Annotated in this window: 23 protein-coding genes; 11 read left to right on the forward strand and 12 right to left on the reverse strand. The window is 71.1% G+C overall.

Features of this window, described 5'->3' with window-relative positions; all coding sequences use genetic code 11:
- Window positions 1–249: 249 nt before the first annotated feature.
- The 5 genes from MFF64_RS13295 to MFF64_RS13315 all read right to left on the reverse strand — a co-directional run bounded on the left by MFF64_RS13295 (window position 250) and on the right by MFF64_RS13315 (window position 5,941).
- Complete coding sequence (locus tag MFF64_RS13295; protein ID WP_238191167.1) at window positions 250–1,545, reverse strand: M16 family metallopeptidase; 1,296 nt, start codon at window positions 1,543–1,545, stop codon at window positions 250–252.
- Window positions 1,542–2,954, reverse strand: a complete 1,413-nt coding sequence (gene thrC / locus MFF64_RS13300; protein WP_099903536.1) for a threonine synthase — start codon at window positions 2,952–2,954, stop codon at window positions 1,542–1,544. The genes MFF64_RS13295 and thrC overlap by 4 nt, the downstream gene beginning before the upstream one ends.
- 63 nt (window positions 2,955–3,017) lie before the next feature.
- Complete coding sequence (locus MFF64_RS13305) at window positions 3,018–3,431, reverse strand: DUF4864 domain-containing protein (RefSeq protein ID WP_099903538.1); 414 nt, start codon at window positions 3,429–3,431, stop codon at window positions 3,018–3,020.
- Window positions 3,432–3,673: 242 nt separating this feature from the next.
- Window positions 3,674–5,107 (reverse strand): pyruvate kinase, encoded by a 1,434-nt coding sequence (gene pyk, locus MFF64_RS13310; RefSeq protein ID WP_238191169.1) that lies wholly within the window; start codon window positions 5,105–5,107, stop codon window positions 3,674–3,676.
- 66 nt (window positions 5,108–5,173) lie between these two features.
- Complete coding sequence (locus MFF64_RS13315) at window positions 5,174–5,941, reverse strand: hypothetical protein (protein ID WP_133123728.1); 768 nt, start codon at window positions 5,939–5,941, stop codon at window positions 5,174–5,176.
- Window positions 5,942–6,111: 170 nt separating this feature from the next.
- Between MFF64_RS13315 and MFF64_RS13320 the strand changes: the two genes are divergently transcribed.
- Together MFF64_RS13320 and MFF64_RS13325 are read left to right on the forward strand one after the other, a co-directional pair.
- Window positions 6,112–6,483: a hypothetical protein gene (locus MFF64_RS13320; RefSeq protein WP_099908145.1), complete on the forward strand. Its 372-nt coding sequence runs from the start codon at window positions 6,112–6,114 to the stop codon at window positions 6,481–6,483.
- A gap of 280 nt (window positions 6,484–6,763) precedes the next feature.
- The gene (locus tag MFF64_RS13325) at window positions 6,764–7,279 is read left to right on the forward strand and encodes a P-loop nucleotide/nucleoside kinase family protein (RefSeq protein ID WP_099908170.1); all 516 of its coding nucleotides are present in this window, start codon (window positions 6,764–6,766) and stop codon (window positions 7,277–7,279) included.
- A gap of 161 nt (window positions 7,280–7,440) precedes the next feature.
- Here MFF64_RS13325 and MFF64_RS13330 read toward each other — a convergent pair whose 3' ends face one another.
- The 4 genes from MFF64_RS13330 to MFF64_RS13345 are packed head-to-tail and all read right to left on the reverse strand — an operon-like array spanning window position 7,441 to window position 10,184.
- Entirely contained in the window at window positions 7,441–8,367 is a 927-nt protein-coding gene (locus MFF64_RS13330) for a VOC family protein (RefSeq protein ID WP_099908147.1), read from the reverse strand.
- The gene (locus MFF64_RS13335; RefSeq protein WP_099908149.1) at window positions 8,364–9,266 is read right to left on the reverse strand and encodes an SMP-30/gluconolactonase/LRE family protein; all 903 of its coding nucleotides are present in this window, start codon (window positions 9,264–9,266) and stop codon (window positions 8,364–8,366) included. The genes MFF64_RS13330 and MFF64_RS13335 overlap by 4 nt, the downstream gene beginning before the upstream one ends.
- A 4-nt stretch (window positions 9,267–9,270) precedes the next feature.
- Window positions 9,271–9,717 (reverse strand): cupin domain-containing protein, encoded by a 447-nt coding sequence (locus MFF64_RS13340; RefSeq protein WP_099908151.1) that lies wholly within the window; start codon window positions 9,715–9,717, stop codon window positions 9,271–9,273.
- Window positions 9,714–10,184, reverse strand: coding sequence for a DoxX family protein (locus MFF64_RS13345; protein WP_099908156.1), 471 nt, complete (start codon window positions 10,182–10,184; stop codon window positions 9,714–9,716). Before MFF64_RS13345 ends, MFF64_RS13340 begins: the two co-directional genes overlap by 4 nt.
- A 146-nt stretch (window positions 10,185–10,330) precedes the next feature.
- On the opposite strand from MFF64_RS13345, the gene MFF64_RS13350 reads away from it, so the two are divergent.
- Window positions 10,331–11,902, forward strand: a complete 1,572-nt coding sequence (locus tag MFF64_RS13350; RefSeq protein ID WP_099908158.1) for a GMC oxidoreductase — start codon at window positions 10,331–10,333, stop codon at window positions 11,900–11,902.
- A gap of 162 nt (window positions 11,903–12,064) precedes the next feature.
- Window positions 12,065–13,348 (forward strand): ArgE/DapE family deacylase, encoded by a 1,284-nt coding sequence (locus MFF64_RS13355; protein ID WP_099908160.1) that lies wholly within the window; start codon window positions 12,065–12,067, stop codon window positions 13,346–13,348.
- Window positions 13,349–13,379: 31 nt separating this feature from the next.
- On the opposite strand, the gene MFF64_RS13360 is transcribed toward MFF64_RS13355, so the two are convergent.
- Window positions 13,380–13,748: a hypothetical protein gene (locus MFF64_RS13360; RefSeq protein WP_099908161.1), complete on the reverse strand. Its 369-nt coding sequence runs from the start codon at window positions 13,746–13,748 to the stop codon at window positions 13,380–13,382.
- A 147-nt stretch (window positions 13,749–13,895) separates the two neighbouring features.
- Here MFF64_RS13360 and yciA point away from each other — a divergent pair, with 147 nt between their 5' ends.
- From yciA to hemW, 3 genes are read left to right on the forward strand one after another with little or no spacing between them, the layout of a single operon-like run.
- Window positions 13,896–14,318 (forward strand): acyl-CoA thioester hydrolase YciA, encoded by a 423-nt coding sequence (gene yciA / locus MFF64_RS13365; RefSeq protein ID WP_099908172.1) that lies wholly within the window; start codon window positions 13,896–13,898, stop codon window positions 14,316–14,318.
- The gene (locus MFF64_RS13370) at window positions 14,315–14,626 is read left to right on the forward strand and encodes a YkgJ family cysteine cluster protein (RefSeq protein WP_099908163.1); all 312 of its coding nucleotides are present in this window, start codon (window positions 14,315–14,317) and stop codon (window positions 14,624–14,626) included. The genes yciA and MFF64_RS13370 overlap by 4 nt, the downstream gene beginning before the upstream one ends.
- Window positions 14,627–14,674: 48 nt before the next feature.
- Window positions 14,675–15,838: a radical SAM family heme chaperone HemW gene (gene hemW / locus MFF64_RS13375; RefSeq protein WP_099908165.1), complete on the forward strand. Its 1,164-nt coding sequence runs from the start codon at window positions 14,675–14,677 to the stop codon at window positions 15,836–15,838.
- A gap of 1 nt (window position 15,839) precedes the next feature.
- Here hemW and MFF64_RS13380 read toward each other — a convergent pair whose 3' ends face one another.
- Window positions 15,840–17,048, reverse strand: a complete 1,209-nt coding sequence (locus MFF64_RS13380; RefSeq protein WP_099908166.1) for a penicillin-binding protein activator — start codon at window positions 17,046–17,048, stop codon at window positions 15,840–15,842.
- 163 nt (window positions 17,049–17,211) lie between these two features.
- On the opposite strand from MFF64_RS13380, the gene rsmI reads away from it, so the two are divergent.
- The 3 genes from rsmI to MFF64_RS13395 all read left to right on the forward strand — a co-directional run bounded on the left by rsmI (window position 17,212) and on the right by MFF64_RS13395 (window position 18,872).
- On the forward strand, window positions 17,212–18,183 hold the full coding sequence (rsmI, locus tag MFF64_RS13385) for a 16S rRNA (cytidine(1402)-2'-O)-methyltransferase (RefSeq protein WP_238191171.1): 972 nt from the start codon (window positions 17,212–17,214) through the stop codon (window positions 18,181–18,183).
- The gene (locus MFF64_RS13390) at window positions 18,167–18,568 is read left to right on the forward strand and encodes a YraN family protein (protein ID WP_099900622.1); all 402 of its coding nucleotides are present in this window, start codon (window positions 18,167–18,169) and stop codon (window positions 18,566–18,568) included. Before rsmI ends, MFF64_RS13390 begins: the two co-directional genes overlap by 17 nt.
- Before the next feature lie 88 nt (window positions 18,569–18,656).
- The gene (locus MFF64_RS13395; protein WP_099900624.1) at window positions 18,657–18,872 is read left to right on the forward strand and encodes a hypothetical protein; all 216 of its coding nucleotides are present in this window, start codon (window positions 18,657–18,659) and stop codon (window positions 18,870–18,872) included.
- Window positions 18,873–19,090: 218 nt separating this feature from the next.
- Here MFF64_RS13395 and MFF64_RS13400 read toward each other — a convergent pair whose 3' ends face one another.
- Window positions 19,091–19,402: a response regulator gene (locus MFF64_RS13400; RefSeq protein ID WP_425339940.1), complete on the reverse strand. Its 312-nt coding sequence runs from the start codon at window positions 19,400–19,402 to the stop codon at window positions 19,091–19,093.
- Between the two features lie 266 nt (window positions 19,403–19,668).
- On the opposite strand from MFF64_RS13400, the gene MFF64_RS13405 reads away from it, so the two are divergent.
- On the forward strand, window positions 19,669–20,601 hold the full coding sequence (locus tag MFF64_RS13405) for a glycine betaine ABC transporter substrate-binding protein (protein WP_498071624.1): 933 nt from the start codon (window positions 19,669–19,671) through the stop codon (window positions 20,599–20,601).
- The last annotated feature ends 22 nt before the right edge of the window (window positions 20,602–20,623 follow it).

Below are 20,623 nucleotides of genomic sequence, written 5' to 3' on the forward strand. Positions count from 1 at the left end.
CGATTGTCGAGGGTGAGCGGATCTCTACGGTATGATCCGCGACGATCGCCGCCGTAACCCTCCCCCCTCTGCGGGGGAGGGTGCGCCACGGAGTGGGGCGGGAGAGGGGAACCACGGTTTCGAAAGAGACTGAAATGTTCTGAAGGGCGTCACCGGCATCAGCGTCGCGCTGCCCCCTCCCGCCCGGCATCCGCCGGGCACCCTCCCCCGCAAAGGGGGGAGGGTTCAGACGCGCGAGCCAGGACGGGATCACCCCGCCTTGAGCGCGTTGCCCACTGCCTCGAGGCTCTGCAGCTTCTTGATCGGACCGATCGCCGCGATCGTCGGCGCCCCGGCGATGAGCGCCCGCCCGGCCGCCCGCACGTCGTCGGGGGTGACGGCATCGACCTTCGCGATCACCTCGGCGGCCGGGATCACCCGACCCCAGGCCAGGAGCTGGCGCGCCGTGCGCTCGATGCGGCCGCCCGGCGTCTCCAGTGCCGAGAGCAGGGCCACCTTGAGCTGGGCCTTCGCCCGCGCGAGCTCGGCGGAATCCACCGTCTCGGCAGCCTCGCGCAGGCAGGCCAGGGTCACCTCGACGAGGCCAGGCAGGTCGGCGCCAGCGGTGCCGGCGCCGATGCCGAACAGGCCGCAATCGCTGAACGGCCAGTGGAAGGCGTGGATCTCGTAGGCGAGGCCGCGGGTCTCGCGCACCTCGTGCCAGAGGCGCGAGGTCAGCCCGCCGCCGAGCACCTGGGCGAAGAGGTGCGTGGCGTAGTAGGCATCGTCCCGGAACGACAGGCCGGGCAGGCCAAGCACCAGGTTCGCCTGTTCGAGCTTGCGCGGCATCCGGCGCTCGCCGCCGCGATACTGGCCCGGCACCGCTTCCGGCCCGGTACCGGCCGGCATCGCCCCGAAATGCTTCTCGGCCGCCGCCACGATCGCCTCGTGCTCGACCGCGCCCGCGGCGGCCAGCACCATCCGGCCGGGCGTGTATTCGCGGGCGAGGTAGGCCTCGATCGCCGCCTTGTCGAAGCTCTTGATCGTCTCTGGGCGCCCGAGGATCGGCCGGCCGATCGGCTGGTCGGGGAAGGCGGCCTCGGTGAAGGCGTCGTAGACGACGTCGTCGGGCGTGTCCTCGACGGCGGCGTATTCCTGCAGGATCACGCCCTTCTCGCGGGCGAGTTCGCCGGCCTCGAAGGCCGAGCGGGTCAGGATGTCGCCGAGCACGTCGAGGGCGACCTCGGCATCCTCGCCGAGCACCCGGGCGGTGTAGCTCGTCTGCTCGACGCTGGTGGCGGCGTTGATCTCGCCGCCGACATTCTCGATGTCTTCGGCGATCTGGCGGGCCGAGCGCGTCGCCGTGCCCTTGAACGCCATGTGCTCGATCAGGTGGCTGAGCCCGTGCTCCTCCGGCCGCTCGTTGCGCGAGCCGGCCCCGACCCAGACCCCGAGGGTCGCGGTGGCGAGGCCGGGCATCGCCTCGGTGGCGACGGTGAGGCCGTTGGGCAGCCGCGTGATCTTGAGGTCCGGCGAGGCGCCGAGCGTCGCGAAATGCTGATTCACGCGACGCTCCTCAGGATGCGCGCGCGCTCGCGGATCGCCCGCTCGACCGCCGCCTCGTCGTTCGGCAGCACGGTGAAGCGCTCGCGCCGCTCCAAGAGGTCGGCGAGGTGGGGCGGCAGGGCCGGGCGGATGCCGGTGGCGGCCTCGACCGCGTCCGGAAACTTCGCCGCATGCGCGGTGGCGAGCGCCACCACCGGCGTCGCCGAGTCCTCGGCCACGAGCTTGCGGGCGGCGCGCACGCCGATGGCGCTGTGCGGATCGATGATCTGGCCGGTGCCCCGGTAGACGTCGCGGATCTCGGCCACGACCTCGTCCTCCGGCACCGCCGCAGCGTCGAACTCGGACCGGATCCGTCCCAGCGTCGCGGGGTCGAGCGTGAAGGCGCCCGACTGCTTCAAGCCCGCCATCAGCCGCTTGACGGCCTCGGCATCGCGATCGAGGGACTCGAACAGCAGGCGCTCGAAGTTCGACGAGACCTGGATGTCCATCGACGGCGAGGTGGTCGGCGCCACGCCCCGGACCTCGTAGGTGCCGGTGGCGAGGGTCCGGGCCAGGATGTCGTTGGCGTTGGTGGCGATCATCAGCCGGCCGACCGGCAGGCCCATGCGCTTGGCGGCCCAGCCGGCCAGGATGTCGCCGAAATTGCCGGTCGGCACCGAGAACGAGACCGGGCGGTGCGGACTGCCCAGCACCACCGCGCTGGTGAAGTAGTACACGGCTTGCGCCGCGACCCGGGCCCAGTTGATCGAGTTGACACCCGACAACCGCACGTCGTCCGCGAAGCGCGGATGCTGGAACAGCGCCTTCACGATCGCCTGGCAATCGTCGAAGGTGCCCTCGACCGCGAGCGCGTGGATGTTCTCGGCATCGACCGTGGTCATCTGCCGGCGCTGCACCTCCGACACCCGGTTATGGGGATAGAGGATGAACACGTCGACATTGTCGAGGCCGCGGAACGCCTCGACGGCGGCGCTGCCGGTATCGCCCGAGGTGGCGCCGACGATCGTCGCCCGGCTGCCCTTGGCCTTGAGCGCGTGGTCCATCAGCCGGCCGAGCAGCTGCATCGCCACGTCCTTGAAGGCGAGCGTCGGGCCGTGGTGGAGTTCGAGCAGGAAGAGGTTGTCGCCGAGCTGGGCCAGCGGGCAGACCGCCGGGTGCCGGAAGGTGGCGTAGGCCTCGTCGATCATCCGGTCGAAATCGGCCTGCCCGATCTCGCCGTCGACGAGGGGCGACAGCACGGTCTTAGCGGCCTCGGCGTAGGGCCGCCCGGCGAGACCCGCGATGGTCTCCGATGCGATCTGCGGCCAGCTCTGCGGAATGTAGAGGCCGCCGTCGCGGGCGAGGCCGGCCAGCAGCGCGTCGGTGAAGGTCAGCGGCGCGGCGCTGCCGCGGGTCGAAACATGGAGCACGGTGATCAGTCCTGAGGCTGGCGCAGCCCCTACACGAATCCGGGGCGCGCGTCAGCCCGCGGCTCAGGCGCTCGCGCCCGGTGCCTTGCGAAGGCGGCAGCCGGTGATCCGCCACGCGCCGTCCGCGTCTCGCTCCAGGGTGTAGAGCGCCTCCCAGTCGGTGCCGTCCTGGTCCTGGATGCGCACGCCCTGGGCGAGGCTGCCGTCGGGCAGCTCCTCGTCGGTGCCGAACTCGAAGCGGCGATTGCGGTAGACCGCCGCGTAACCCTGCCGGACCATGCCGATGAAGGTCTCGGGGCTGCCGAAGATCGACCGGATGGCGGGGGCCGCCTCGGCATAGGCCGCCGCCGCGTCATCGTGCCGGAACGCCTCCTGCTGGCGCAGGATCACCGCGCGGGCCGCATCGCGGTCGCTGCCGGCCGCGAGGGCGCCGTGACCGATCGCGAGCAGGCTCATGAGGGCGACGAGGGTGCGCATCGGCCGGGCTCTACTGGTTTATATTCTTATGCCAGCCGCAGCGTAGCAGGCCGCTTCTGTCCACACAACTTCCAGTCGTCCATGCCTGAGGGGATGGCGGCGGGTCGCGGCGAGTGTGACGGCAGCGCCCGATCACTCTTTGCTTGGGTCGAAGGAACGATCCTTCCATCCTCGGCGTCATCCCGCGGCGCGGCCCCGGGATGCCCCTGAGGACATGACGTCCGTCGACAGACGACGAACGGCTACACTCCGCTCGCCTTGCGCCCCAGCTCGACCACCCGCAGGTTGTTGGTCGTCCCGGGCCGGCCGAACGGGATGCCGGCCACCGCCACCACCAGATCCGGGGCCTGGGCGAAGCCCTCCTGGGCTGCGACCTCGGCGGCGCGGTCGACCATCGCCTCGTAGGATTCGATCTCTGGGCCGAGCACGGAGTGCGCACCCCAGTACAGGCTGAGGCGGCGCGACACCGCCGTATCGGAGGTCGCCGCCAGGATCGGCACGTTCGGGCGCTTGCGGGCGATGCGGGCGGCAGTGGTGCCGCTCGACGTGAAGGCGACGATCGCCGCCGCCTCGATCGCGTCGGCGAGGCTCGCGGCGGCGGCGGCCACGGCGTGGGGCGGGCTGTCCTCGACCTCCGGCTCGCTGGCCTGCACGAGCGAGCGGTAGAGCCGGTGCTGCTCGGTGCGGCGAATGATCCGGTCCATCATCGAGACCGCCTCGATCGGGTACCGCCCCGCCGCCGACTCGGCCGACAGCATCACAGCGTCGGCGCCGTCATAGACCGCGGTCGCGACGTCGGAGGCCTCGGCCCGGGTGGGGGAGGGCGCAGAGATCATCGATTCGAGCATCTGGGTCGCCACGATCACCGGCTTCACCGCCCGGCGGCAGGCCCGCACCAATTCCTTCTGGCGACCCGGCACGTCCTCGGGCGGCAGTTCGACGCCGAGATCGCCGCGGGCCACCATCACGCCGTCGGCGATGCGGATGATGTCCTCGATGTGATCGAGCGCCGAGGGTTTTTCGATTTTCGCGATCAGCCCGGCGCGGCCGGCGATCAGCCCGCGCGCCTCCATCACGTCGGAGGGAGTCTGGACGAAGGAGAGCGCCACCCAGTCCACCCCGAGCTCGAGCCCGAAGGCGAGGTCGCGCCGGTCCTTCTCGGTGAGCGGCGAGAGGGCCAGCACCGTGCCCGGCAGGTTGACGCCCTTGCGGTCGGAGATCGGCCCTCCCACCACCACGTCGGCGTCGATCGCCGCATCGTCGACGCCGACGACCCGCACCCGGACCCGGCCGTCGTCGATGAGCAGTTCCTGGCCCGGCGCCACCGCGGCGAAGATCTCGGGATGGGGCAGGGGGATCGCGTCGGTGCCGCCCTCCCGGCCCTCGCGCACGAAGCGGATCCGGTCGCCTGTGGCGAGGTCGGCCTTGCCGCCCCGCAGGGTACCGATGCGGATCTTCGGGCCCTGGAGGTCCTGCAGGATGCCGATCGGGCGGCCGGTCTCCTGCTCCAGCGCCCGGATGGCGGCGTGGACCTTGGCGTGGTCGTCGTGGCTGCCGTGGGAGAAGTTGAGCCGGAAGGTGTCGACCCCGGCGAGGAACAGGGCCTTGAGCCGCTCCGGCGTGTTGCTGGCCGGGCCGACGGTGGCGACGATCTTGGCGTGGCGGTGACGGCGCATGGCATTCGCTCCTTGCGGGTCCGGATCGGACTTGCGACTCAGGACTTGCGACTCAGGACTTGCGGATCAGGGCCTGGTGCGGCGGTAGACGGTGGCGAAGGTCACGTTCATGCCGCCGCAGGCGTTGTTGTCCTCGGCGAGGAGAAAGGGCGGCAGCAATGTCAGGCGCAGGCGGCAATCGGCGGGATCGCCGGCCGCGAAGGGCAGGGTGCCCTTGTCCCCCATGGTGAAGGCGAGGGCCGCCCCGCTCGGGGCCGTCTCGCCCTCGACGTTGCCCATGTTCACGGCGCCGCGGCGGACGCGGTCGGGATCGAGGGCGCCGTAGGTCGCATCGCCCTTGACGCTGAGGGTGCCGGCCGCCTTGCCCGGGCGGATGACGAGGGTCTGTTCCGGCGCCGTCCAGGTGCCGGTCCAGTCCTTCAGGGCAGGGGCCGACGCAGCGGGCGTCCGGGTGACCGCGGCGTCCGGCAGCCAGCCGGAACGGACCGCGCCCTTCTGCCCGACATAGGTCGCGCAGACGAAGCCTGGCGTGGCGCCGCCGAGGATCACGGTGTTGCCCGGCACCAGGAAGGCCTTCTCGCGGCAGGCCGGATCGGGGCCGGGGCAGCCCTTGCGCCCGGACGCCCCCTGCACGAACGGAACCCGCGTCGCGCCGGCCTTGATCGTACCGAGGCTCGGGCCCGAGCCGGCGCCGAGTGCGCCGTAATCGAAGCAATCGCCCTCGGCGCCCAGGGCCATGCCCGGTCCTGAGAGCCAGGCCAGCACGATCAGCCCGGCGCCCCGCCGTTTCCCGCCATGCCGTCCCTCGCCCTGCATCCCCGGATATCCCCGCACGCCGAATCTCCGCGGCGGAAGCTAGGGCATCTTGGACCAAAGGAGCACCCGTCGGCGCCCGAATAGCATGGTCTGCCGCAGCGCCCTGCCCTTGACGTCGGTTATGCTGCAACGCACCCTGTCGGCAGGAAGGCATTCTCTGACGCGATGTGAGGGGGGTATCGACGGTCATGCTGTTCCAGCCGCCCGTCTTCGAGACGATCTTCCGCACCCCCGTCGAGCATCGTCTGGTGATCCGGGGCTCGCGCAGCCGCGGCGCCCCGCTGGACGGCGTGCGCTGGTACCACGACGAGTTCGACGCCGCCGGCGCCCTGGTCGCCCGCTACGAGACCTTCGACGAAACCGACGAATCCGGCGAGGAGCGCTGCGGCTGGCGCCGCTACGATGCCGGCGGCCGTCTCCTCGCCCGGCACGAGGTGGCGATGCGCTGGTCGGCCCTCGTCGCCCTGAAGCAGTCGCGCCGCGGCGCCGAGATCGCGCTCCAGCGGCTCAGTGGCCATGGCTCTCCCGTGCCGCCCGCCCGCCGGGTTCTGGCGGCCTGACACGCGATCCGGACGATTAACTCCGGTTGCGCATCACGAGCCCGCGCGATGGAGCCGATGGCTCCGCACTCCGGAGCGATGCAGACATCATATGGCATCGTGCCGGCCGCTTGACCTCGGGGCCGCCCGCGATCACGATCTCACCCTATGACCTTCCTGCGTCACGTCGCGCTGCGCCGCCGAATTACCCACCCGGCCTGATCCGTCGGGCCGGGTTTCGGCTGTCCGCACCCCGTGATGCCACATGGCGCTCCTCGGCGCTCCTGAAGGTCTCTTCGTCATGCCCGTTACCGACGCGGTGCTGCATCTCCTGTGCGGCAAGATCTCCTCTGGAAAATCGACGCTCGCGGCCGGCCTCGCCGCGGAACCCGGCACGGTCCTGGTCCGGGAGGACCAGTGGCTCGCCGGGCTCTATCCAGGCGAGCAGACGACGCTCGCCGATTACGTCCGCAATGCCGGTCGCCTGCGCGGCGTGATGGGGCCGCACCTCGTCGCGCTGCTGCGGGCCGGCCTGTCCGTGGTGCTCGACTTCCCGGCCAATACGCCGGCGAGCCGGGCCTGGATGCGGTCGCTCTTCCGCGAGGCGGAGGTGGCGCACCGGCTCCACTACCTCGAGGCCGACGATGCCTTGTGCAAGGCGCGCCTGCGCCGCCGCAACGCCGCCGGCACACATGAATTCACCGTGAGTGACGACGCGTTCGACCTGTTCACGCGCTACTTCGTGCCTCCGGCGACGGAGGAGGGATTTACGATCTTGCGTCATCCGCAAGCAGAAGGTGGACAGACGATCGCTTGAGCCGGATGGCACGGGGCCGCGTCTTCGTCCGGAGCCTCATCGATCCAACGAACAGAACTGACGCTCTCCTGGTCATTCCGGGGCCGCGCAGCGGAGCCCGGAGTGACCAGGAGGGTCTCAGGACAGCCCCATGAGCAAGGGGCTCCTGAGCAGGGAACCCATCACCCCGCCGTCAACCACACCAGATGCCCGTCCGGGTCGCGCAGAAGGGCGTCCACGCCGCCGGGCCGCGGAACGACCCCACGCGAGACGAGGCGCCCGGCATGGGTGGCGCAGGCCGCCGCCAAGGCGTCGGAATCGGTCATCGCGACCACCAGCCTGGTCGCCGCGACATCGTTCACGGCGAGGTCGGAGGCCGGCCGCGGGAGGTCGCCGCGATAGCACAGGAGCTCGATATGGGGCGGCTGCCCGTCCGGGAAGCCGAGACCGGTCACCTCGACGGTCGGAGCGGCGACGGCGTCGAGGCTTGCCTGTTCCGGTCCTCTATTGAGCGAGCGCGACGCTACGCGAAGCCCAAGGGATTCGTAGAACGCGGCGCTGCGGGCGGTCTCGGCGACCGAGATCGCCGAGTGATCGAGGCCGAGGCACGGATCCGTCGCACCCGGCCGTCGCCAGGTCTCGGGCATGGACTCGGGCGGGAAGGCCAGGAATTCGAGGGGATGGCCCTCGGGATCGCGGAACTTGAACGCGGTGACGCCGCCCGAGGATGCGGGGAGCCGGACCGGACCGTTGGTCGAGATCGGGCGCCAGCCCGGATGCGCCGACAGCCGGGCATGGGCCGCCTCCATGTCGGACACGATGATGGCGCAGTGCTGGAAGAGCGGGCTGAAGCCTGGCACGTCACCCGGATAGGGCCGGCCCGCCGGCGTCACCGCCACCAGATCGAGGCGCTGGTCGCCGAGGCGCAACGGCACGACGCGTGCTCGTGCGCCATCCAGGCCGGTCACGGCGGAGAAATCCGAGACCGGCGGGGCCTCGGCATGGGTGAAGCCCAGGACCTCGCGGTAGAACGTCGCCAGGGCTTCCGGGTCGGCGGTGGTCAGCGCGATGCGGGCGAGGCGCAGAGCACCCGGGAGACCGGCCGTCACGGCGTCTGCACCCCGCGCCGGTCGAGGAAGATCGCGTAGAGCGTGTGCGAGCCGCCAATGAACAGGCGGTTCTTGGTCGGGCCGCCGAAGGTGATGTTCGAGACCGGGTGCGGCACCAGGATCTTGCCCATCAGCTTGCCCTCCGGGCTGATGCAGTGAACCCCGTCTCCCGCACTCGACCAGACATTGCCGTCCTCGTCGACCCGCATCCCGTCGCAATAGCCCGGCTCGATCTTATGGAAGACGTCGCCACCGGAGAGCGCCCCGTCGGCCGCGACATCGAAGACCCGGATGTACTGGCGCGGGTTGGGTTTCGACTGGTCGCCGGTCTCGGCGACGTAGAGCCGGCTTTCGTCGGGCGAGAAGGCGAGGCCGTTCGGCCCGTCGAAGTCGCCGGCCATCACCTGGATCTCGTTCGTCGCCGGATCGAAGCGGTAGAGGGCGGGCGGCTGCTCCGAGGCTTGCCGCCCGCCCTCGTAGTCGTTGGCGATGCCGTAGACCGGATCGCTGAACCAGATCGTGCCGTCGGACTTCACCACCACGTCGTTCGGCGAGTTCAAGCGCTTGCCGGCGTGATGGGTGACGAGCGTCGTGACCGTGCCGTCGTGCTCGGTGCGGTACAGGCAGCGGCCGCGATGCGAGCAGGCGATCAGCCGGCCCTGGCGGTCGCGAGTCTGGCCGTTGGCGTAGTTCGAGGGCGCACGGTAAACCGAGAAGCCAGCGCCCTCGATCCAGCGCATGGTGCGGTTGCGCGGCAAGTCCTGGAACAGCAGGCAATCGGCGTCGCCCATCCAGACCGGCCCTTCGATCCAGCGGAAGCCGGAGCCGAGTTCCTCCAGCGGCGCGTTGCCGAGGATGTAGTGCTTGAAGCGCTCGTCGTGGATCTCGAACCCGTTCATGGCGTCACCGGAACCGGCAGGCCGCCCCGGTGGTCGGGGGGGCATCGTATTGTACGATCATCAGCACCGCCGGCTCGTCGCCGACGGTGCCGGAGCGGTGGCCCTTCTTGCCGTCGATCTCGCGGACGTTCTGGTCCTCGCCGAAGGAGATCTCGCCCGGGCCCATCTCGACCCTCGTGCCGTCCATCGATTCGACGAACCAGCGGCCGGAGAGCGGGATGATCCATTGCGGCTTCGGGTTCGGGTGCCAGTCGCCGGTCCAGCCGACCGGCTGCACGGTCACGAACACGGTCGCGCCGTCATGGGTCTTCTGGCCCTGCCATTGCGGTGGGGCCGGCGGCGACATCGATTTCTGCTCGAACTCGGTGAAGGCGCACCGGGTCTGGTGGCTGATCCCGTCCGCGTCGGCCCAGAGGTGCCAGTAGGGGATGTTGGGCTTCTCGTCGCTCATCGGGCGGTCTCGCTGATGCTGTAGGGATTCGACGAGGCGAAGGGGTCGGAGAAGAAGGTCGCCACGGTGCTCGCCCCGGTGCCGAAGGTGACGAGCAGAAACCCACCGGCGAGCGCGAGGTTCTTCCAGAAATCCCAGAAAAGCTCGCGCCCCTTGCCGCCGGACCAGAAATCGCCCGGCTTCCAGAACTGCTTCCACAGGAGCGCCGTGACGCCGCAATAGCCAGCGAGCACGAAGGCGGCGAAGCGGTCGGCAATGCCGGTGAGGATGCCCAGCGACATCACGATCTCGACGAACAGGCCGATCAGGATCAGCACAGTGGCAGGGCCTGTGGAATGCACCGCCTGCCTGGCCTGGCCCACTGCACCGCGGAAATTCAGGATCTTGTCGAGCGCGCTGAACGGCAGGAACAGCAGCACCAGGAGGAGCCTGACACCGAACGCGACCGCGATGCTGAAGCTGGCCATCGACCCGAGAACCCCGCTGCCTTGTGCGCTTGCGAAAAGCTAACTGGGGCGGATCGACGTTCGCGCCAGCCCCGCCATATGCCCTCGCACGGCCAGGGGGCTCTGCGTCATCCCGCGGCTTAATCGTCAGAGGAGAAGCACCGCCGATGAGCGAGAACCGGCATTACGACGTCGTCATCATCGGCTCGGGCCCGGGCGGCGGCACCATGGCGTGGCGGCTGGCCCAGACCGGCAAGCGCATCCTGCTGCTCGAGCGCGGCGATTACCTGCCGCGCGAGCGGGAGAACTGGGACAGCCAGGCGGTCTTCGTCGATGCCCGCTATCAGGCGCCGGAGACATGGTACGGCGCCGACGGCTCCAGCTTCCATCCCGGCCTGCACTATTTCGTCGGCGGCAACAGCAAGGTCTACGGCTCGGTCCTGCTCCGCCTGCGCGAGAAGGACTTTTACGAGATTCGCCACCCGGACGGGATCGCGCCGGAATGGCCGGTCAAGTACGACGTGTTCGAGCCCTACTACCAGGCGGCGGAGGAACTCTACTACGTCCACGGCCTGCGCGGCGAGGATCCGACCGAGCCGCCGTCCTCCAAGCCCTACGCCTATCCGCCGATCACCCACGAGCCGCGGATCCAGGAGCTGTTCGACGGGCTGAAGCGGGAGGGGCACCACCCGTTCCACCTGCCGGTCGGCGTGCGCCTTGAGGAGCGCGATGGCAAGCCGCTGCCGCACTCGGCCTGCATCCGCTGCGACGCCTTCGACGGTTACCCCTGCATCACCAACGGCAAGGCCGATGCGCAGATCGCCTGCGTCGACCCGGCTTTGGCGGCGCATCCGAACCTCACCCTGATGACCAGGGCCTACGTCGACCGGCTGCTGACCGACCCGGCCGGGCGGACGGTCACCGGCGTCGAGGTCAAGCGCGGCAGCGCGACCGAGACGTTCACCGGCGACATCGTGGTGGTGGCCTGCGGCGCCCTGTCCTCGGCACTGCTCCTGCTGCGCTCGGGCAACGACGCCCATCCGCACGGGTTGGCGAACCGCTCAGGCCAGGTCGGCCGCAACTACATGCGGCACAACAACGCGACGGTGCTCGCCATCTCGCGCACCCCGAACCCGACCAAGTTCCAGAAGACCCTCGGCCTCAACGACTTCTACTTCGGCGCCGACGACTGGGAGTTCCCCCTCGGCCACATCCAGATGGTCGGCAAGTCGGACGGGGTCCAGATCCACGGCGAGGGCCTGCCCGGCTTCCTGCAATGGTTCCCGGAAAAGCCGTTCGACTGGATCGCCAGGCACTCCCTCGATTTCTGGCTCACCACGGAGGACCTGCCGATTCCGGAGAACCGGATCTTCTACGACGGGGGCAAGGTGCGGCTCGACCTCAAGCAGACCAACGAGGAGGCCCTGCACCGGCTCAAGGCCAAGCTGCGCGATCTCTGCGCGAGGCTCGACATCCACCCGCACCTGTTCGACCGCTCGCTCTATCTCGGCAAGGACGTGCCGATCGGCGGCACCGCGCACCAGGCCGGCACGCTCCGCTTCGGAACAGACCCGGCGACCTCGGTCCTCGACCTCGACTGCAAGGCGCACGAGCTCGACAACCTCTACGTGACCGACGCGAGCTTCTTCCCGTCTATCGGCGCCGTGAACCCGACGCTGACGATCATCGCCAACTCGCTCAGGGTCGCGGATCACATCATCGGGCGGTTGGGGGCATGAAACTCTCAAACCCTTCCCGGATCTCCTTCCGCTGACGCTACAGTTGTCCGGGGAAGGGGCGGGGGGCTGGGGATCGGGATGTGCAAGGCGGCGCGTGTCCCACGCATAGGTCTCGCTCACGCTTCCAGGCTATGACGGGACCGCCCCCTGAAGGAGCCCCCGATGCCCCTGGACCCCACCCTCCGCGACCGCATCATCACGGCCGTCGCCGACGGTTTTCCCGACCAGATCGCCCACACCCAGGCGCTGATCCGCTTCCCATCGACCCGCGGGCAGGAGCAGGCGATCCAGGATTTCGTGTTCCGCAGCTTCCGCGACCGCGGCTACGCCATGGACCGCTTCGCCATGGACCGCGAGCAGATCGAGGCGCATCCGGGCGGGGCGACAGTCAGCGTCGAGCATTCCGAGGCGCCGATCGTCGTCGGCATCCACCGGCCGCGGGAGGAGAAGGGGCGCTCGCTGATCCTCCAGGCCCATGTCGACGTGGTGCCGGCCGGCCCCGCCGACCTCTGGACCCACCCGCCCTTCGAACCGGTGGTCGAGGGCGACTGGCTGTACGGCCGCGGCGGCGCCGACATGAAGGCCGGGCACGCCGCCAACCTGTTCGCTCTCGACGCGCTGCGGCGCATCGGGCTCCAGCCTGCCGCCACCGTGACGCTCCAATCGGTGGTGGAAGAAGAATCGACCGGCAACGGCGCCCTGATGACGCACCTGCGCGGCTACCGCGCCGACGCGGTGCTGATTCCCGAGCCCGAGGAGGAGATGCTGGTGCGCGCCAATACCGGCGTGCTGTGGTTCCGGGTCGAGGTCCGGGGTCGGCCGGTCCACGTCCGCGAGATGGGGACGGGGGCCAATGCCATCGACGCCGCCTACCGGGTGATCGGCGCGCTGCGCGGGCTCGAGGCGCGCTGGAACGAGGACAAGGCCGGCCGCCCGCATTTCGAGGGCGAGGCGCACCCGATCAACCTCAATATCGGGCGCATCGAGGGCGGCGACTGGGCCTCCTCGGTGCCGGCCTGGTGCCGGATCGACTGCCGCATCGCGATCTATCCGGGCACGAGCGCGGCGGAGGCGGCCCGCGAGATCGAGGCGGCGGTGGCGACCTTCGCCCGCGACGACGCGTTCCTGTCGAACAGCCCGCCGCAGGTCACCTTCCACGGCTTCTTCGCCGAGGGCTACGTGCTCGACGAGGGCTCGGAGGCCGAGGCCGTGCTCGGCCGGGCGCACGAGGCGGCGACGGGCGGCGCGCTCAAGAGCTTCATGACCGCCGGCTACCTCGATACCCGGGTCCACGCCCTCTACGACCGGGTGCCGGCGCTCTGCTACGGGCCGAAGAGCGAGAACATCCACGGCTTCGACGAGCGGGTCAGCCTCGCCTCGCTGAAGCGCATCACCACCGCAATGGCGTTGTTCGTCGCCGAGTGGTGCGGCACCGAACCCGTCTGAAGGGGCGGGCCCTCGCGGGCCCGCGGCCTCGTCAATCGAAGCTGCGCTTCGCGCCAGACCCGCCGAGGCTGATCTTGCGGGTCTGGGGCGCCGTCGGGGCGGCCTGGACGGGCTTGGGCGGCGGCAGGTGAGCCTGGCCGTGAACCACGGCGCCGATCTCGCCGAGCGCCTTCACCAGGTCGTCCTTGCCGCAGGTGCGGGCGACGGTGAGGCCGAGCTTGTGGGTGTGGCTCTTGGCGTAGAGGTAGCCCGCGAGCTTGGCGCGGGTCTGCACCGGCAGGGCGTTCAGAAGGTCCGGCAGGTCCTCCGGCTCGGCCCGGTAGATCTCCCCGAGGGTCGCGAGGGGAACCGGGCAGTCGCGGTCGGCTTCGGCGCCGCTGGTGGGGTGGCCCTGGATCATGATGCGTCCTCCGGCTGATGGCGTGCCGCCGAAACTAGGGCCGTCCGCGGAATGAAGAAACCGCGGGTCGTCGAATCGGGGCGCTCGCGCTCCGGCGCCTCGATGCCCTATGCTCGCGCGGGAGACCAGGGGGAAGCGCGGGGCATCATGACCAGGGACGCGACGACCGACGAGGCGGCACGGCCGCAGGGCGATCTCACGGTGCGCACCATCGCCATGCCGGCCGACACCAACGCCAACGGCGACATCTTCGGCGGCTGGGTGATGTCGCAGATGGACCAGGCCGGCGGCATCGCCGGGGTCGAGCGGGCGCAGGGGCGCGTCGTCACGGTGGCGGTCGACGGCATGACCTTCCTGCGGCCGGTGCGGGTCGGCGACGTGCTCTGCGTCTACACCCAGGTGGTCGGCACCGGCCGCACCTCGATGCGGATCCAGATCGAGGCCTGGGCCCGGCGCTTCCGCACACAGACCCGCGAGAAGGTGACGGTCGGCGTGTTCACCTTCGTGGCGATCGACGACGAGGGCCGCCCGCGCCCGATCCCGCCGGCAGCGCCGGGCCTCTCGCCGTGAGCCTCGCTCACGCCGATCCGGAGACCTTCGCCTGCCAGGAATGCGGAGCCTGCTGCGCCTATTCGGCCGAGTGGCCCCGGTTCAGCATCGAGGACGATGCCGACATCGCCCGGATTCCGGAGATCTACGTCGACGATCCGGCCGGGCGGATGCGCTGCGAGGGCGAAAGGTGCTCCGCCCTCGAGGGCCGCGTTGGGGAGCGCGTGGCGTGCAAGGTCTACGCCGTGCGCCCCGAGGTCTGCCGCACCTGCGAGCCCGGCGACCCGGAATGCCTGATCGCCCGGCGGCATCACGGCCTGCCGGTCTAGGCGCCGCAGCCCCTTGCGCCGCGGGCCCAAGGCCGGCACATCCTCCGCATGATTGATCATCCGACCCGGGACGTCGGCTTCGGGGTCTACCTGCACTGGCCCTTCTGCGCCGCGAAGTGCCCCTATTGCGACTTCAACAGCCATGTCCGCCACGGGCGCCTCGACCAGGTGCGGTGGCGGGCCGCCTTCGCGCGGGAGATCGCCCACGCGGCCGCCCTCGCGCCGGGGCGGATCGTCACCAGCGTCTTCCTCGGCGGCGGCACGCCCTCGCTGATGGAGCCGGCGACGGTGGGAGCGCTCCTCGACGCGGTGGCGGGCGCCTGGAGCGTGTCGCCCGACGTCGAGGTGACGCTGGAGGCCAACCCGACCAGCGTCGAGGCCGGCCGTTTCCGCGATTACCGGGCAGCGGGGGTCAACCGCGTCTCGCTCGGCGTCCAGGCCCTCGACGATGCCTCGCTGAAGAAGCTCGGCCGGCTGCACAGCACCGAGGAGGCGATGCGGGCGGTCGAGACCGCCGCCGCCCATTTCGAGCGCACCTCCTTCGACCTGATCTACGCCCGCCCCGGGCAGACGCCGGAGGCCTGGGCGGCGGAGCTGCGCGAGGCGATCGCCCGGGCGGCGGAGCACCTCTCGCTCTACCAGCTCACCATCGAGGAGGGGACGCCGTTCTACGGGCTGGCCGCCGCCGGCAAGCTCACCGTGCCGGACGACGACACGGCGCGCGCGCTCTACGACGTGACCCAGGACGTCTGCGCCGGCGCCGGCCTGCCGGCCTACGAGATCTCCAACCACGCTCGGCCCGGGGCCGAATCGCGCCACAACCTGCTCTACTGGCGCTACGGCGAGTACGCGGGCATCGGCCCCGGCGCCCATGGCCGCCTCGTCTTCCCTGAGGGCCGCGCCGGCACCACGACGGAGCGTAACCCGGAGGCCTGGCTCGCCCGGGCCGAGGGCGAGGGCCATGGCATCATCGAGACGGAGCGTCTCAGCCCCGGCGATCAGGCCGACGAGTTCCTGATGATGGGCCTGCGCCTGCGCGAGGGCATCGATCCCGCCCGCTACGCGGCGCTGGCGGGCCGGCCCCTCGATCCGGACCGCGTCGCCGGGCTGGTCGCGGCTGGTCTCGTCGCGCGAACGACGGACGGCCGCCTCGCCGCGACGCCGAAGGGCGCGCCGGTGCTCAACGCCGTGGTGGCCGAGATCGCGGCGTGACTTAAGTTCCCGACGGCCCGAGCGCCCGGGGCGCCGGGCTGACGATCGTCGTGCCGCCCCCGCGGATCTCGAACACCGCCAGCGTGCGGTCGCTGGTGCCCTCCGGGCGGAACCGGAAGGTGCCGTCGATCCCGGCGAAGCCCGAGGGGTTGGTGAGCGTCGTGTCGGCGAAACGCTGCGACCCGTATTGCCGGTTGAGCGCCGCGGCGAGGGACACGGCGTCGTAGGAGAGCGTCGCGACCCGCACCGGATCCGAGCCGAACCGGGCCCGGTAGCGCTGGCTGAAGCCGGTGAAGCCCGCCGGATCGGCGGCGGCGAACCAGCCGCCCTGGAAGGCCGGCAGCGCGAAGACCCGCGGGTCGTTCCACACCGCGGTGCCGACCGGCTTGACCCGGGCCGGGCTGAAGCCGGCGCGGGTGAGAGCCGGGGCGGCGGCGCTCAGGCCCTCCGGCGTGTCGGGCAGGAACAGCGCGTCGGCCTGCGGCGTCGGGCCGGAGATCAGCGGGGCGAGGCGCCCGACCGAGGCGGCGGGGTTGCCGGCCGGGTAGCGCTCGATAGCCACGACGCGGCCGCCGCGGCGGGCTACCGCCTCGCGGAACTGCGCCTCGACGACGTTCCCGTAGACCGTATCGGGAATCAGCGCCGCGAAGGAGCGCCGCCCGGCCGCCGTGGTCTCGTCGATGATGCGGTCGACCTCGGTCTGCGGCAGGAAGCTGAGGAGGTATACGCCGCGCGCCGCGACGCTGGCATCGGTCGAGAAGGCGATCACCGGCTTGCCGGTGGGCCGCACCGTGGCGGCGGCCGACTGCACGGTGGCGGAGAAGAGCGGGCCGATCACCAGCTCCGCCCCCTCCGCGAGCGCCGCGGCCGCAGCCTCCCGGGCGCCGTCCGGCGTGCTGCGGTCGTCCTTCACCAGGATTCTCAGGTCGGGGCTCTGCGATTCCTGCAGCGCGAGGTCGGCGGCGTTGCGCAAGGCCGCACCCACGGAAGCGCCGGGGCCCGAGAGCGGCAGGATCAGCGCGACCTTGACGCTGCCCGTGCCGAGCGTCGTCCCGTCGCCCGCCGGGACGGCCGGCGTCTCGACCGGCGCCGTGCGAGTAGCGACGACCGGGCTGTCGACCCCGCCGCAGGCGGCGAGCACTGACAGGCCGGCGAGCACGACGGCGCTCCGCCCGAAACGCCTCAGAGTGTCGAGGCCGATGCCCCCCATCGCCCGCTCCCCCGGTCCGGCTCCCGCGCGCCGCGAATCGGCGACGGCAACCTAGCAGCAACATCCGTGCCCGGTGCATAAAGTCTGCCGGTGAAAAGTAAACGACCGCTCCTGTCCGCCTCGCCATGGCGCGGTGTGGCCGGGCCGTGGCAGTGTGGCGGCGATGACCCAGCGCAGCGACGATTCCCGCCGACGGTCCCCGGACCGTGCCGCGACCGGCCGAGGGCCGGCCGTCTACACCGCCTTCGGCCTCGCCGCCGAGGCCGAGCCCCTGTCCCCCGGCCTGCACGTGGTGGCGACGCCGATCGGCAACCTGAAGGACGTGACCTTCCGGGCGCTCTCCACCCTCGCCGCCGCCGACGCGGTGCTGGCCGAGGATACGCGGGTGACCCGCACGCTGCTCGCCCATTACGGCATCACCACGCCGCTCGTCGCCTATCACGAGCATTCGGGGGAGGGGGTGCGCGAGCGGATGATCGCCCGCATGAAGGACGGGGAGGCCCTGGCGCTGGTCTCGGATGCCGGCACGCCGCTGGTCTCGGATCCGGGATTCAAGCTGGTCCAGGCCGCGATCGAGGCCGGCCTCGCCGTCACCCCGATTCCCGGCCCCTCGGCGGCGATCACGGCGCTGGTGGCGGCGGGACTGCCGACCGACCGGTTCTTCTTCGAGGGCTTCCTGCCGCAGAAGAGCGGGGCGCGGCGCAACCGTCTGTCCGTGCTCTCCGGCGTGCCCGGGACCCTGGTGCTGTTCGAGGCGCCCCACCGCCTGCCCGAGATGCTGGCCGACGCCGCCGAGGTACTGGGCGGCACCCGGCCCGCCGCGGTGGCGCGCGAATTGACCAAGCTGTTCGAGACCGTGCGCCGGGGCGACCTCTCAGGCCTGGCCGCCGAATACGCCGCCTCCGGCCCGCCGAAGGGCGAGGTGGTGGTGGTGATCGGCACCGCGCCCGAGGACGCGCCCGGACCGGAAGCCGACGCCGATCTCGACGCGCGCCTCGAGGCGGCACTCGCCCGCCACTCGATCAAGGACGCCGCCAGCCTCGTCGCCGACGAGACCGGCCTCAAGCGGCGCGAGGTCTATGCCCGCGCCCTCGTGCTCGCACGCCGCGCCGACGACGATGCCGGCGAAGCCTGACGCGGCGCGCCGCCGGCTCCACCTGCGCCGGGTCAACTTGGCCCGCGGCCGGAGGGCAGAGCTGCTGGCAGCCCTCGCCCTCCTCTTCAAGGGTTACCGGCCGCTGGCCTGGCGCGTCGCGATCGGCGGCGGCGAGATCGACCTGATCGTGCGCCGCGGGAGCGTCGTCGCCTTCGTGGAGGTCAAGGCGCGGCCGACCCTGGAGGAAGCCGTCGTGGCGATCGACGCCCGCAAGCGCCGCCTGTTCTCCCGCGCCGTCCGAGCCTGGATCGCCCGTGCGCCCTGGAGCGCCGGTCTGACGCTCCGGGCCGACGCGGTGTTCGTGGCACCGGGCCGGTGGCCCCGCCACGTCGTCTCGGCCTTCGCGCTGGAGATGGACCGGTAACGCGGATTCTCCGATTCCGTTCATCTTGCGTGCAGCGCAGCATGCTTAAGCTCGCGGCTGCGATGGGGCCGGGTGAGGGGGGCACGTGATGCGCAGCGGTTTCGGATGCGAGTCCTGCGGCTCGCCGGGGGTGCGCCTGCCGGCCGACCTGACCGACGACGCCATGATCCAGTGCGACGGCTGCGGCTGCACGCTGATGGCCTGGGGTGCATTCAAGCGCCGCGTCGAGGCGCAGGAAGCGGCCGAAATCCGCGAACCGGCGGAGCGGCGTGCAGTTGGTGCGACGCAGCGGGTCGCGCGCTGACGCTGACAGCCAACCCGATGTGAGGCGGGATAGGCGAGAGCCGGGCGTTCCGCCTCTCCACGTCATTCCGGTCTCCGCTGCGCGACCTCGGAATGGCGTGGCGGGTGCTTATCCGGTCGAGATCCGACAACGGCGCAGGATGCGCGCTCACGCCGCCTCGGCGAAGCGGACCGCGAATCCCTGAACGATCGGAGGACTGGGCCCGTGGGGCCCGCGTCTCAGCCTCCCGCCGCGATCGCGGCAATCAGCGTGCGCTTCAGGTCCTGCTGGCTGAACGGCTTCTGCACCACCGGGCGGTCGCGGAACGGCTCACGGATGCCGGCGCCGCCATAGCCGGTGGAGAAGACGAGCGGCAGGCCGCGGCGCACGATCGCCTCGGCGACGGGGTAGATCGGCTCGCCGGCGACGTTGACGTCGAGGATCGCGACCACGAAGCTCTCGCTCTCGGCCATCTCGAGCGCCTTGCTCAGCCGGGCCGCCGGACCCACGACCTCGCAGCCGAAATCGAGCAGCATGTCCTCCAGCAGCATCGAGATCGCCGCTTCGTCCTCCACCACGAGGACGCGGGCACCGTTCAGGAGGTCTTCGCTTGTTTCCGTGCCCACGCCGGAGTTCTTTCCCTCAACGCCCCGTTTCGAGGCCCGACCGACCTGTCCCTGCCGCGGCGGCGACCGCTCGACCGTCAGGGGTTCCATCCGCCCGCAACCCATGCGGGTCCGCGCCGGCAGACAAGGCCTGCGCCGGTGAGCCGTCGCCCGGAACGCCAGACATGTCAAGCGCACGGACCTGGGACGCGATGCAGCGGCGATCAGATACCCCCCACCCCTTGAATCGGCGCAGTCTGATCGCGGGGGGGCTCGCCGGATTGGCACTCCCCACGCTCGCGCGGGCCGACCGGCCGGTCGTCGTGGCCTCGAAGTCCCACGGGGAGGGCATCCTTCTCGGCTCCGTGATCGTGATGGTGCTCCAGCGCCTGGGCGTGCCGGTGACGGCCCGGCTCCAGCTCGGCCCGACCCGCATCGTGCGCACGGCGCTGACCGCCGGCGAGATCGACGCCTATCCCGAATACACCGGCAACGCCGCCTTCTTCTCCGGCACCGATTCCGATCCGGTCTGGCGCCGGGCGGAGACGGCCTACGCGGCGGCGAAGGCCTTCGATGCCAAGAACGGCCTCACCTGGCTCAAGGCGGCGCCGGCCAACAACACCTGGCAGATCGCCGTGCAGGGGGGCCTCGCCCGGGCCGAGCGCCTCGCCACGATGGCGGATTTCGCCGGCGCGGTCCGCCGCGGTCTGGTCGAGCTCGCCGCCTCGGCGGAGTTCGTCGAGAGCCCTGCCGCTCTGCCGTCCTTCGAGCGCGCCTACGATTTCGTGATGCCGCGGGATCGGATCGTGATGCTGCCGGGCGGCGACACCGCCGTCACCTTGCGGGCGGCGGCGCAAGGGATCAGCGGGGTCAATGCCGGCATGGTCTACGGTACGGACGGGGCGATCGCGGCCCTCGACGTGGTGGTGATGAGCGATCCGGCCGGCGCGCAGATCGTCTACGAGCCGGCGCCCCTGTTCCGCACCTCCGTCCTCGAGCGGCATCCCTCGATCGCGCCTGCCCTCGACCGCATCTTCACCGGGCTCGACCTTCCGACCCTGCGGCGGCTGAACGCCGAGGTGGCGGTGGACGGCGACACCCCAGAGGCGGTCGCCCGCCGCTACCTCGGATCCCTCGCACCATGACATTCTCTACGCCATGACCTCT

The organism is Methylobacterium frigidaeris (assembly GCF_022179185.1).
Taxonomy (GTDB): Bacteria; Pseudomonadota; Alphaproteobacteria; order Rhizobiales; family Beijerinckiaceae; genus Methylobacterium; species Methylobacterium frigidaeris.